At 71.0% G+C, this 12870-nt stretch carries 11 protein-coding genes; 7 read left to right on the forward strand and 4 right to left on the reverse strand.

Translation table 11 applies throughout. The annotated features are described in order from the left end of the window. Positions 1-2 precede the first annotated feature (2 nt). The 5 genes from OG587_RS05850 to OG587_RS05870 all read left to right on the forward strand — a co-directional run bounded on the left by OG587_RS05850 (position 3) and on the right by OG587_RS05870 (position 6028). A complete protein-coding gene (locus tag OG587_RS05850; RefSeq protein WP_329087591.1) occupies positions 3-458 on the forward strand; it encodes a hypothetical protein in 456 nt (151 codons plus the stop codon). Positions 459-747: 289 nt separating this feature from the next. Then, a complete protein-coding gene (locus tag OG587_RS05855) occupies positions 748-2601 on the forward strand; it encodes an ABC transporter ATP-binding protein (protein ID WP_329087593.1) in 1854 nt (617 codons plus the stop codon). Beyond that, entirely contained in the window at positions 2601-4427 is a 1827-nt protein-coding gene (locus OG587_RS05860; protein WP_329087595.1) for an ABC transporter ATP-binding protein, read from the forward strand. Before OG587_RS05855 ends, OG587_RS05860 begins: the two co-directional genes overlap by 1 nt. A 198-nt stretch (positions 4428-4625) precedes the next feature. After that, positions 4626-5105, forward strand: a complete 480-nt coding sequence (locus OG587_RS05865; RefSeq protein WP_329087596.1) for a hypothetical protein — start codon at positions 4626-4628, stop codon at positions 5103-5105. Beyond that, on the forward strand, positions 5102-6028 hold the full coding sequence (locus OG587_RS05870; protein WP_329087597.1) for an oxidoreductase: 927 nt from the start codon (positions 5102-5104) through the stop codon (positions 6026-6028). Before OG587_RS05865 ends, OG587_RS05870 begins: the two co-directional genes overlap by 4 nt. A 259-nt stretch (positions 6029-6287) precedes the next feature. Here OG587_RS05870 and OG587_RS05875 read toward each other — a convergent pair whose 3' ends face one another. Both OG587_RS05875 and OG587_RS05880 read right to left on the reverse strand, forming a co-directional pair. After that, positions 6288-6563 (reverse strand): GNAT family N-acetyltransferase, encoded by a 276-nt coding sequence (locus OG587_RS05875; RefSeq protein ID WP_329087600.1) that lies wholly within the window; start codon positions 6561-6563, stop codon positions 6288-6290. Between the two features lie 2 nt (positions 6564-6565). Beyond that, positions 6566-7123, reverse strand: a complete 558-nt coding sequence (locus tag OG587_RS05880; RefSeq protein ID WP_329087602.1) for a hypothetical protein — start codon at positions 7121-7123, stop codon at positions 6566-6568. A 357-nt stretch (positions 7124-7480) separates the two neighbouring features. Between OG587_RS05880 and OG587_RS05885 the strand changes: the two genes are divergently transcribed. Next, positions 7481-10807: a tetratricopeptide repeat protein gene (locus OG587_RS05885; protein WP_329087603.1), complete on the forward strand. Its 3327-nt coding sequence runs from the start codon at positions 7481-7483 to the stop codon at positions 10805-10807. Positions 10808-11046: 239 nt separating this feature from the next. On the opposite strand, the gene OG587_RS05890 is transcribed toward OG587_RS05885, so the two are convergent. Together OG587_RS05890 and OG587_RS05895 are read right to left on the reverse strand one after the other, a co-directional pair. Then, positions 11047-11367 (reverse strand): hypothetical protein, encoded by a 321-nt coding sequence (locus OG587_RS05890; protein ID WP_329087605.1) that lies wholly within the window; start codon positions 11365-11367, stop codon positions 11047-11049. Beyond that, the gene (locus tag OG587_RS05895; RefSeq protein WP_329087607.1) at positions 11364-12416 is read right to left on the reverse strand and encodes a hypothetical protein; all 1053 of its coding nucleotides are present in this window, start codon (positions 12414-12416) and stop codon (positions 11364-11366) included. The genes OG587_RS05890 and OG587_RS05895 overlap by 4 nt, the downstream gene beginning before the upstream one ends. A 172-nt stretch (positions 12417-12588) precedes the next feature. Here OG587_RS05895 and OG587_RS05900 point away from each other — a divergent pair, with 172 nt between their 5' ends. After that, positions 12589-12843 carry a winged helix-turn-helix domain-containing protein gene (locus OG587_RS05900; RefSeq protein ID WP_329087609.1) on the forward strand — a complete coding sequence of 85 codons (255 nt, stop codon included), beginning with the start codon at positions 12589-12591 and terminating at the stop codon, positions 12841-12843. Positions 12844-12870 lie beyond the last annotated feature (27 nt).

Consider the following 12870-nt stretch of genomic DNA (forward strand, 5'->3'; position numbering starts at 1 on the left):
GGATGCAAGGACGTGATCAGATCGACACGATGCTGACCGCCGGCCAGTTGGAACGGGTGCCGCCGAGCCGAGATCACGCCGATACCATGCTCACCCAGGCCGAGCGGCACATCGCTCTCGCCCGTAGCGGTGTTGGGACGGATCCCACAGGGGCCTACCAACTCGTCTACGACGCCTCGCGGAAAGCTCTCGCGTCGATCCTGGAAAATCAGGGGTTGCGTGCCACGAGCCGAGGCGGGCACCTAGCGGTGCTGGACGTGGTGACGGCTCAACTGGATCCCCCGCTCGGGCAGGCACTCCGCTCCTTCGACCGGATGCGCCGCCGTCGCAACAGCGCTGAATACCCGCGCCCCGACACCCCGGAGATCACTCCCGATGACGTCATGCAGGACATGGAGAAAGCCGAGCAGTTCATAGCACTCGCCGCCAAGGTACTGGACCAGATGAGCCCGTACTGAGGTGCCCCTGCGAGAGTTTCAACCACCGTCCAAGGGGGTCCGACACTTACATCAGATGACCAACCTCAATGTGCCCCACGACGATTTCCCTCCAGAGTTCCCCGCGCAGGGGACACGCCGGTTTCCGGGTCGGGCATCCCGGTATCGGGGGCGGCCCCGGCTCCCGCGGCTCCCGTCCCGTCCCCGGCCGGCCCCGGGGAGCCCGCGGAAAATGCGATGGGAAACCGTCGGTGCCCGGTGATAGAAAACAGGTTCGACCTTCATCCTCGATCTGCTCGGGAGCGAGCTTGTGGCCACCAGCAGTTCGGAGTTCTCCGTATCCGGTCGCCCGTACGACGGGCGGGGGCCGGTGCGCTGGCTCTGGTCCCATGTTCGCCGCCATCCGCTCCAGCTGACCGGATTCCTCGGCGCGTCGCTGATCATGATCGTGTTCAACGCCATGGTCCCCGGGCTCACCGGCGCGGCCTTCGACGCCGTGCTGGGCGGCGGCGGTGCGGGGGCACTGGGCGCGATCTCCCTGGGGCTGCTGGGGATCGTGCTGGCCCGCGGCGCCTTCGACGTCGTCGCGCGCCTGTCCAGCGAGGTCCTGGCCAAGCGGCTGGAGCGGGACGCCAGGGACGAGCTCTACGTCAGCCTGCTCGGCAAGAGCCAGACCTTCCACAACAGGCAGCGGGTCGGCGACCTGATGGCGCGGGCGGCCAACGACGTCCGGCAGCTCTCCATCATGATCAGTCCGGGCGTCGACCTGATCGTCGACTCCGGGCTGAACGGCCTCGTGCCCCTGGTCTTCATCGCCGCGATCGACCCGCGGCTGCTGCTGGTGCCCGGCGTCTTCGTGGTCGCCTTCGTCGTCGCGCTCCGGCACTACATGCGACGGCTCAACCCCGTGGCGACCCGCATGCGGGAGCAGTTCGGCGACCTCAACGCCGGGCTGAACGAGGCCGTCCGCGGCATCGAGGTCATCAAGGTGACCGCGCAGGAGGACCAGGAGCGACGGCGGTTCAGGACCCTGGCGCGGCACTACCGCGACTCCTTCGCCCACAACGGCCTGGTCCAGGCCCGCTACCTGCCGACCCTGCTCTTCGCCTTCGCGATGGCCGGCGCGCTCTGGCACGGTCTCCACCTGCACGCCGCGGGTGCCGTCACGATCGGCGAGCTGGTCGCCTTCATGGGCCTGATGGGCATGCTGGGCTTCCCGACCACCATCTCGATCTTCACTTTCTCGCTGGTCCAGATCGGCCTGGTGTCCTCCCGCCGGATCCTGAGCATCATGAACACCGAGACCGAACTCGGGCAGCGTGACGACGGCCACGCCGCGCCGATCAGCGGGGAGATCGTCTTCGAGAACGTGACGTTCGGCTACGGGGAGGACGATCAGGTGCTGCGCGGGGTGACGTTCGCCGTACGGCCGGGCGAGACCGTGGCGATCGTCGGCGAGACCGGCTCGGGCAAGAGCACCCTGGCGAAGCTGGTCCCCCGGATCTACGACGTCACCGCGGGCCGGATCCTGGTCGACGGCGTGGACGTGCGCGAGTGGGACCTCGACTCGCTGCGCTCCCAGATCTCCACCATCGAGCAGGACATCGTGCTGTTCTCCCGCTCGGTGGCCGAGAACATCGCCTTCGGGCTGGGCCGGCGAGGAGAGCGGGACGCCGTGGTCCGGGCGGCCGAGGAGGCCCAGGCCGCCGAGTTCATCGGCGAGCTCGACGACGGCTACGACACGGTCATCGGCGAGCGCGGCGTCACCCTCTCCGGCGGCCAGCGCCAGCGCCTGGCCATCGCACGGGCGCTGCTGACGGATCCGGCGATCCTCGTGCTCGACGACTCGACGAGCGCGATCGACTCCGCCACGGAGGACAGGATCCAGCAGGCCATCGGCCGCGTTCTCGACGGGCGCACCACCCTGCTGATCACCCACCGGCTCTCCCAGATCCGCTGGGCGGACAAGGTCCTGCTGCTGCGACGAGGTGAGCTGGTCGACTACGGCACGCACGACGAGTTGCTCACCCGGAGCCACCTCTACCGGCGGATCTTCGCCCACTACGACGAGGTCGACGTGGCCGAAGGCGCCGGCGGCGCCGTGGCCGGCGACACCACCGATCCGGCCGTGGTCCTCACGGGCGAGCAGGGAGCGCGGGGCTGATGGGCTTCGTCATGGACGGCCTCGACGCCGAGGACTACGACCGCACCTACAGCGATCGCGACCTCCTCCGCCGGATCCTGTCCTATTTCCGGCCGAAGCTGGGATCGATGATCCTGGTCGCGGTCATGATCGTGCTGTTCTCGCTGAGCCAGGCGGCCATGCCGTTGCTGGTCAGCTGGGGTGTGGACGGCATCGAGGACGGCACGATCGCCGATGTGGGCTGGCAGCTCACCGCCGGCCTGCTGCTCGCCGGGGTGCTCGGCTGGCTGTTCAACTTCATCCGCCAGTGGTACAGCGCGAGGGTCACCGGCGACGTCGTCCTACACCTCCGCCAGGACGCGTTCGACGCCGTGCTCGAACGTGACCTGTCGTTCTACGACGAGAACCCGTCGGGAAAGATCGTCAGCCGGGTCACCTCCGACACCGACGACTTCGCCACCGTCTCCACCCTGACGATGGACCTGATCAGCCAGGTGCTGATGGTCGGCTTCATCACGGTCATGCTCTTCCTGCGCAGCGTCGAGCTCGCCCTGCTGACCCTGCTCGTGGCGCCGATCGTGATGGGCATCGCCCTGCTGTTCCGCCGGGTCGCCCGCAGCAGCACCCGCAGGGCGCAACGCTCGCTGAGCCGGGTGAACGCCACCCTGCAGGAGACCATGGGCGGGATCACCGTCGCCAAGAACTTCCGCCAGGAGCAGCGGATCTACGACGAGTTCCGCCCCATCAACCGGCAGAGCTACCAGGTGACGCTCAGGCAGGGTTTCATCTTCTCCGGCATCTTCCCCGTGCTCTTCCTCGTCGCCGGGCTGGCCACGGTCGCGCTCGTCCAGCTGGGCGGCACCGCCGTGCTCGGCGGCGGCCTGTCCGGCGGCGACTGGTTCCTCTTCCTCCAGAGCGTCGCGCTCTTCTGGCTCCCGCTCACCTCCATCGCCGCGTTCTGGTCCCAGTTCCAGCAGGGCCTGTCCGCGTCGGAGCGGGTCTTCGCCCTGATCGACGCGCCCCCGCGGGTCGTGCAGATCGATCCCCAGCCGGTCGGCAGGCTGGCGGGCCGCATCGAGTTCCGCGACGTCACGTTCGGCTACGAGGCCAAGAGCCCCGTCCTGCGGGGCTTCGACCTCACCATCGAGGCGGGTGAGAGCGTCGCACTGGTCGGCCACACCGGTGCGGGAAAGTCGACGCTCAGCAAGCTGATCACCCGGTTCTACGAGTTCCAGGACGGCCGGTTGTCGATCGACGACCGTGACGTCCGCACGCTGGACCTGGCCGGATACCGGCGGCAGATCGGCGCGGTCCCGCAGGTTCCGTTCCTGTTCAGCGGCACCGTCGCCGACAACATCCGCTACCCGAGGCCGGAGGCGGGCGACGAGGAGGTGCTCGCCGCCGCGGCGGCGGTCGGCGGGGGCGACTGGGTCGACGCCCTGCCCGACGGCCTGCGGACCGACGTCGGCGAACACGGCCGCGCCCTGTCCATGGGCCAGCGCCAGCTCGTCGCGCTGGCCCGCCTGCTCATCCAGGATCCGGCGATCGTGGTCCTGGACGAGGCCACCGCCAGTGTCGATCCGCTGACCGAGGCCCAGATCCAGGAAGGCCTGGACCGGGTGCTGGCCGACCGTACCTCCATCGTCATCGCACACCGGCTGTCCACGATCGAGCACGTGGATCGCATCATCGTGCTGGATCACGGCCGGATCGTCGAGGAAGGCGACCACACCACGCTGCTGGCTCGCGGCGGTCACTACTGCCAGGTCTACAACACCTACTTCCGGCACCAGTCTCCTGACTACCGTCCTGGTTCCGGGTTCGTCTCCGTCGCCGGCTCCGCGTGATCGAGGCGGCTCGAATCGCGGGTCTCCGGGCACCGGCCCGCAGACCCGCGATTCGAGCCGCCGACTCGCGTCGTCGAGAACGGCGTGCCGGGTAGCCCCTGATCTCCGTCACTCGACGGATGACACTTGACGTTCAACATCAAGTAGTTGATGCTGATCACCAGTACTTGACGTCCGACGTCAAGTAGGGGAGGAAGCATGAACACCTGGACGGAGGCGCGCGACGCGCTCGCGAACGATCTGGAGAGGGTCGTCGGCAGCCGGCTGCTCGATCCGCTCGACATCCTCTTCGGCACGGCGGACCTGATGCGAGACCGGCTGGCGGCGGAGGCCCGCGCCTGGGCCGAGACACTGCTGGGCCAGGACGACCAGGCCGCGATGCACACCGCGATCCGCCTGGTGAGCGCCCTGTATCCAGGCGACGCCCCGTTCGACCCACCGGCCGGGTGGTGGGGCACTCCCTTCGGCCAGGCCGTGATCCGGCGGGCGGGGCATCCCAGCGCCGTCGCCGTCTCCGTGTCCGTGGCCGCGGGCATGCTCGGCATCACCCGCCAGGGCGTTCACGACCTGGCCAACCGCGGCAAGCTCGAACGGCATCCTCCCGGCATCACCGTCGCCTCCATCCGCGTCCGGCTCGCCACCCGCGCACCGGACCCCGTAAAGGGAGATCACACATGACCAGCGACCACGCCGCTCCCGGCGGCCTCCTCCCGCTCAGTGACGGGCCCGCCGTCAGCCGTCTCGGCTTCGGAGCCATGCAGCTGCCGGGGGCCGGGGCCTGGGGACCGCCCGAGGACCCCGCGGCAGCCCGCGCCGTCCTGCGCCGGGCGGTCGAACTCGGTGTCACCCACATCGACACCAGCGACTTCTACGGCCCGCACGTGGCCAACGACCTCATCCGCGAGGCACTTCACCCCTATCCCGACAACCTGGTGATCGCCACCAAGGTCGGGGTGGTCCGCGACGAATGGCGCGGCTGGAACCCCGCCGCCACACCGGCCGAGCTGCGCGAGCAGGTCGAGGAGAACCTCTCCCGGCTCGGCAGGGCCCGCCTCGACCTGGTCTACCTGCGTGTCGGCGGCGACGGCCTGCTCTTCCCCGACGAGACCCCCTTCCTGGAGTCCTTCGCCACGCTCGTCGAACTGCGGGAGCGCGGTCTCATCCGGCATCTCGGGCTCAGCGGAGCCACCACCGCCCAGCTGGCCGAGGCCCGCGAGCTGGCCGCCGTGGCCGCGGTGCAGAACCGCTTCCACCTCCTCGACCGGGGGAGCTCCGACGTCCTCGCCGCCTGCGAGGAGCACGGGATCGCCTTCGTCCCGTACTTCCCTCTCTCCGCGGGGATGCTGAGGCCCGGCCTGGACACGTCACAGGCTCCTCCTGGCATGGCCCCCACCCGGGAGCAGGAGCTGACGCTGGACGACGTCGCCGGGCGTCATGGCGCGAGCCGCGCTCAGGTGATACTCGCCTGGCTGCTGTCCCGCTCCCCGGTCACCTTCGCCATCCCCGGGACCTCCTCCGTCGCCCACCTGGAGGAGAACGTCGCCGCGACCGGCCTGCGACTGACCGAGGACGACATCGCCCGGTTGGACAAGCTCGCCTGACTCTCCTCCGTCCGGCGGTTCGCCATCGGCGGACGCCGACCTGCGGGAAGACCAGCCGACGGGGACATCGGTCGGCGGGGACGTCGATCGACAGAGGAACCGACCGGCGGGAACGCCGACCTGCGGGGACTCCGACCTGCGGTGAGACCGACCGACAGAGAGACGCCGACCGGCGGGAACGCCGACAGGTGAGAACGCCGACAGGTGAGAACGCCGACAGGTGAGAACGCCGACAGGTGAGAACGCCGACAGGTGGGATCTAACCGGCGGGCTCGGCGATCAGTGCCGTGCCGACGCGGCGGAAACCGAGCCTGGCGTAGATCCGGGCGACATCCTCGTCTCCCGCCGACAGGAAGACGGTCTTCACACCCCGGGAGCGGGCGTCGGCGATCAACACCGCGGTGACCGCGAGCGCGAGGCCCCGACGGCGGGCGGCGGGCAGCGTGCCGACCCCGACGATCTCGCTGACCTCCCCGACCTGGTTGTGCTGGCCCGCGCACAGCGCCGTACCGTCCTCGACGGCCGCGGCGACCACCGTCAGTCCCGCCCGAACCCGTGCGGCGCCGCGTTCCAGCGAGCCGTCATCGGCGCGGGCCAGGACCGCCTCCGCCAGGTCCGCCGTGCCCGCCGCGCGACACGGGTGCCGGGCTCGGCGAAGGCGAGGTGGGGAACCACCAGCGCGGAGGGCAGCGCCGGGTCGTCCGCCCCCAGGACCCGCACCGCCGGGTACCCGGGCGCGCCCTCCGGAGCGACCGTCGCGGCGTCCGTTCCAAGCACCATCAGCGGGTGCTCGTGGACCGCGAGCCCCGCCCCCTCGATCGCGGCGCGGAGCGCGGGCGTGGTCTCGGCGACCCACTCGAAACTCTCCGGGATCCCGAGCTCGCGCTGCCGGTCGCGGACCCTCGCCACGTCGTCGGCCCGCACCGGGCCGGACCACCCGGAAGCCGGGCGCGCGTAGAAGGGCCACCCCTCACCCTCCCGGACGAACAGAGTGAGCGGTCCGTGGTCCTCAGCCCTGGCCTCGCGTCGCGGAACCGCGTCGTAGTAGTGCTCGATCAGGTCCAGCAGGGCCCCGGGGCCTTCGGTGGAAGTCATGACCGGTATCCAAACAGTGGCTCACCGGCCGATGCCACCCGATTACGCGCCGGCCTTCCCGGCGGGCGCCTGTCCGCCAAGGAGGGCCGATGGAGCCCTCGGACTCGCACACCAAGCCCGTAAATATCCCCTGAACCTGCATTAAAAATGTCTGAATACCCATTATCGGTTCATACAGCGAAAAGCAGCCTTTCCCGTTCGGCAGCCCCCATCGGGGGCTACCACTCCGAGCATCCGGCAGCGGGAAAGCGAGCTCTGACTTGCGACGGAAGCATCTTTGTCACCTTCTTATTTCTTATTTCTATCTTTCACAGGCTGCACGGCGAGCGATGATGTTGCGATGAGTGGCGATAAGAGATGAAGAACGGCGATGAAAGCAGCGGTCAGGTGCGGCGGCGATCGCCCCTGATCATCCGCCCGCAGATCCCTCCCGGACCGCTGCGTGATCTCAAGGACCTGCTGTACGAGCTGTATCTGGAAGCCGGCGCCCCCACTCTCGACGGCATCGCCGTGGGGATCGCCGACGACCTCCCCGGCCCGGGTACTCCCGGACGCGACACCGTCCGCCGGATACTCACCTCGGCGGAGATGCCCGCCGACCAGACCGACCTGACGGCCGTCATCACCGTGCTGGCCCGGCTGGCCCGGCGAGATCCCGCCGACGCCGCCGACCGGGGCCGCGAGCTGTGGAGGAGGGCCCGCCTGAGCTCGGCGGCCGGGTCGTCGGTCCGCTCGCCGGCCGACCCGTTCTCACTGGGGGTGCACCGGGCGATCGACGCGGGCGCGGAGGCCGCCGGCATGGCCGGCCTGCCGACCTACGTGCCGCGCCCCCACGACAATCACCTGGCCGCCGTCGTACGGCGAGCGGTGACCGGGCACAGCACGGTCGCGATGCTGGTCGGCGACTCGTCCACCGGCAAGACCCGGGCCTGCTGGGAGGCCGTTCGGCTCCTGCCCCGCGGGTGGCGGCTGTGGCACCCGGCCGATGCCGGCCCTCCCGAGGCGGCCGCCGTGGCCCTGGGCTCCCTCGCGCCGCGGACCGTCGTGTGGCTCGACGAGTCGCAGTCCTATCTGCTCACCCCGGCGGACGGCCTGGGCGAGCGCGTCGCCGCCGGGCTGCGGGCCCTGGTGAGCGACCCGGAGCGCGGCCCGGTGCTGGTCCTGGGCACCCTGTGGCCTGAGTACTGGGCCGCCCTCACCGCGGCTCCCGCCATGGGCGCCGACTCCCGTACCCAGGCGCGGGCGCTGGTGACCGGCGCGGCCATCCACGTCCCCGACCGTTTCACCGGCTCCCCCCTGGAGGCGGTGCGCGGCGCGGCGCGCGGCGACCCACGTCTGGAGCGCGCGTACACCGGGGCCCGCGACGGCCGGATCACCCAGTACCTGACCGGCGTGCCCGGCATGGTGGAGCGCTACCGCAACGCGCCCGCCCCGGCCAAGGCCGTGATCGAGGCCGCGATGGACGCCAGGCGCGCGGGGCACGGCCCCGTCCTTTCCCACGCCCTCCTGAAGACCGCCGCGTTCGACTACCTGACCGGCTACGAGTACGGCGCCCTGCCCCGGGACTGGTTCGAACGGGCCCTGGCCTACGCCTGCGATGCCCGCGGCCCCCTCACGCGCGTCCGCCCCCGCCACGACGAGCCGTCCGCGTCCCCCCGCTACCGGCTGGCGGACCACCTGGAACAGCTCGGTCGCGCCGAGCGCCGTACGCGTCCCGTCCCCGCGGCCATGTGGGACGCGCTGATCTCCCACGCCGCCCCCGAGGACCGGGCGCGCCTCGCCGCCCAGGCTCGGGCCCGCGGCCTCTACCACCAGGCTCTCCTGCTGTACGGGGCCGCCGCCACGGCCGGTGACCCCGACGCCCCGCGGCAGGCGATCGCCCTGCTGCGGGAGACGGGACGTACCGAGGAGGCACTCACCTGGCTGCGGGTCCACAGCGAGCAGGACGACGCCCGAGCCCTCGGCTGGAGCGCCGCCGTCCTCAACGGGGCCGGACACCGCGAGAGGGCGATCGCCGCCTACCGGCGCGCCGCCGAAGCGGGGAACGCCGATGCCCCGAGGGAGGTGATCGCCCTGCTCGTGGACGCGGGAAGGGCCGGGGAGGCGATCACCTGGCTGTGGGCCCACAACTGGTTCGGCGACGCCGGCCTTCCCGTCTGGACCGCGGCCCTCCTCGACAGGACGGGACACCACGAGGAGGCCCTCACCGCCTACCGGCGCGCCGCGAAGACGGGGAACATCGACGCCCCGGAGTGGCTGGCGTCCCTGCTGTACAGGACGGGCCACCGGGAGGAGGCGATCATCGCCTGCCGTCGCGCCGCGAGCACCGGCGACGGCCACGTCCTCAAGCAGGCCGTCGCCCTGCTGCGGGAGATGGGACGAACCGAGGAGGCGATCACCGGGCTGCGCATCCGCTCCGAGACCGGCGACGCCGAAGCCCTGTGGGAGGCGGTCGAGCTGCTGCGGGAGTCGGAACGGACCGAAGAGGCGATCACCTGGCTCAGGGCCCGTGCCGAGACGGGCGACCACCGCGCGATCGCGAGGATGGTCGAGCTGCTCCGGTACACGGGACGGGCCAAGGAGGCGCTCACCTGGCTGAGCACCCGCGCCGAGACCGGCGACACCTACGCCTACTGGCGATCGATCGGCCTCCTGCGGCGGACGGGACAGACCGAGGAGGCGATCGTCCGGCTACGAGCCCGCGCCGAGACCGGCGACCGCCTCGCCCTCGAAGAGGCGGTCGAGCTGCTGCGGGAGTCGAACCGGTCCGGGGAGGCGATCACCTGGTTGAGCGCCCGCGCGGAGACCGGCGACCGCCTCGCCCTCGATCTGCTCCCCCGCCTTCTGGAGAGGGCGGGACGGACCGAGGAGGCCCTGGCCGCATACCGGCGCGCCGCCGAAGCGGGAAACGCCGGCTCACACTGGCCGATGGCCGTCCTGCTGCACCGCGAGGGCCGCCTGGAGGAGGCTCTGGCCGCGTACCGGCGCGCCACCGAGACCGGACACGTCGGCGACGGCTGGCGGATGGTCGAACTGCTCCAGGAGACGGGCCGGACCGAGGAGGCCCTGACCGCGTACCGGCGCGCCGCCGAGGCGGGCAACACCGATGCCGTCTGGCGGATGGTCGAGCTGCTCCAGCGGGCGGGCCGCACCGAGGAGGCGATCACCTCGCTCAGGGTCCGCGCCGAGACCGGCGACACCGACGCCCTGTGGAAGGCGGTCGAACTGCTCCAGGAGTCGGGGCGCGCCGAGGAGGCACTCACCTGGCTGCGCGCCCGCGCCGAGACCGGCGACACCGAGGCCCTCCGGCGGTTCACCACTCTGCTCTACCAGATGGACCGTTCCGAAGAGGCGATCACCTGGCTCAGGGCCCGCGCCGAGACCGGCGACACCGACGCCCTGGACCACGCGGTCGACCTGATGTACGAGACGGGCAGAACGGCGGAAGCGGTCACCTGGCTGAGCGCCCGCGTCGAGGCGGGCGACACCGGAGCCCTGACCTGGATCGCCGTCCTGCTGCGCGAGACCGGCCATCCGGAGAGAGCGGTCCGCGCCCACCTGCGCGCCGCCGAACTGGGCATGCCCGGCGCCCTACGCCAGGCGATCGGCCTGCTGAAACAGCTGGGCCACGTCAGCGAGGCCGAACGGCTCCGGAGGTACGGGATCACCCCCGCCAGGACGTGACCCCCGCATCGGGCGGGCGCAGCCGCAGAACTGAGGCCAACTGAGAATCGTCGTTCAGATACCACTTCTCAGTTGTCCTCAGTGATGACCCGTCCTGCGGCGGACCCGAGCGCGCGCGATGCTCTCCGTCGCGGATCCGCCCCCGTCACGCACCACGCGGGCGTCTTGTCGCTTCGCGCAGTATGTCTTCGACGGACGGCGGTCCCGAACCAGGGAAGGGAGGGGGCCGCCGTGCCCGCTCAGAGGCGGCCGGTGACGGCCGAGGGGGAGGCGGGTGCCCAGCGGTGGACGAGCGCGGTCATCTCCGCCTCGCGCATCTGTGCCTTGAGGCCCTCGACCGTACGGTCACAGATGAGCAGTGGCTCAGGGGTGGGCCAGGTGGCGATGGCGTGGAAGAGCCGGCTGCCGGTGCCGTAAAGGATGGACCAGCCGGGCCAGGTGATCTCCAGCGTCGCCGCCTCGGCGCGGGCCTCGTGGTCCCAGGTGTAGTGGGGTACGGGGAGGGCGGCCTGGCCGTCGCGGTGGCGTCCGCGAGGGCGGGTGGGCCGTCGCCGGATCATGAGATCACCTGCCCGGCGGCCTGTCCCCGCGTCTGCCCGGCGGCGGTCTCCGCAACGGCGGCCTGGGCGTCGGCCTCGCCGGCGATGGCCTCCTGCCTGTCGGTCTCGGCCCGGAGGGCGTCGAGACTGTCGGCGTCGACGGTCCGTTCGGCTCCGGCGTCGAAGGCGTCCGGGGAGAAGGGCTTCTCCCGGCTGGCCCAGAGGCGTCCGGCGTCGCTGAGGATCAGCCGCCAGCCGGGAATGATGGTGGGCTCGGGGGTGGTGGACCTACCATCGTCCATTGATTGGACCTCCATCCGATCAAGGGCCCGTCTGGTCGTTGGTAGCGGTGGACGGGCCCGCTTCATGGGTTGGGGAAAGACGTGGAGGGGTGTGCCGTACGGGCCGGGTGGCCGGTACGGGGATAAGGGAGGCAGCGCCCGGTACGGGGTACGGGTGCTCGTTCGCCTGGTCCGGGGAGCGCGATGGCGCCCGGCGCCGAGCCGGGACGGCCCGGTGCGGGCGGCACCGGCCGGGAGCGGGGGACGGGGACGGCAGCGCACCGGCCGGAGCAGCGAGGCCGGTACGACAGGCAGGGCCGGTATGACGGGCGGGGCCGGTATGACGGGCGGGGCCGGTATGACGGGCGGGGCCGGTATGACGGGCGGGGCTTGATCGGGACGGCGCGGACCGGGAACCGGAGGGGCCACCTCGGCCGGGACCCACTCGGCGGGCCATTGAGCGATGACCGGCGCGACCGCTTCCACCGGGACCTGCCGGGCAGACCGCTGGGCGGGCACCAGCGGGGTCATCTCGGCCGGGGCCGCGAGGGCGGGCGGCTCGAAGCAGGACAGCGAGCGGTCCCCGGTCCGGCGGACCCGCAGACGGGTGTCCATCAGCGCGGCGGAGGGCTGGACGTACTCGTGGTCGGCGGCCTGGCCGGGACAGCCGTGCGCGTAGGGGGCGTGCCCGCAGGCGGCACAGCCCATCGGCATCGGCGCCGCATCGGCGAAACAGCCGCAACCACCGACCGCCTGCCTGTCGAGAACGGGAGCACTAGGGTTGCTCACGGGTCAGGAGTCCCTTCCTGATCGAGGACCCGTCACGGTGTTCCAGCACCGGGCGGGTCCGCTTTGTTTGCCTTGGGGCGGATTCTGAGCCTTCGCAGCCCTTTTCTAAATGTGCTCGTCCATGGTCGTACACACATGAGTGACCATGAGTATGGCCGTCTATCGTCTTCTCATGATCGAGTTCGAGCGCGATCGGCCGATATGGATCCAGGTCGCGGAGACCCTCACCGAGAGGATCGAAAGCGGCCAGTACCCGCCGCGTCATCTGATCCCCTCCGAGGTGCAGATGGTGCAGGAGTTCGGTATCGCCCGGGGCACGGCCAGGAAGGTGGTCGCCTACCTCCGCGAACAGGGGGTGGTCTACACCGTCCCGCAGATCGGATCGTTCGTCAGCCCGGCGAGGACACCCACTGACGAGAAGGACTGAGCCCACCGTCGCGACTTTCTTGAACAG

The sequence above is a fragment of the Streptosporangium sp. NBC_01469 genome, assembly GCF_036227305.1.
GTDB lineage: Bacteria > Actinomycetota > Actinomycetes > Streptosporangiales > Streptosporangiaceae > Streptosporangium.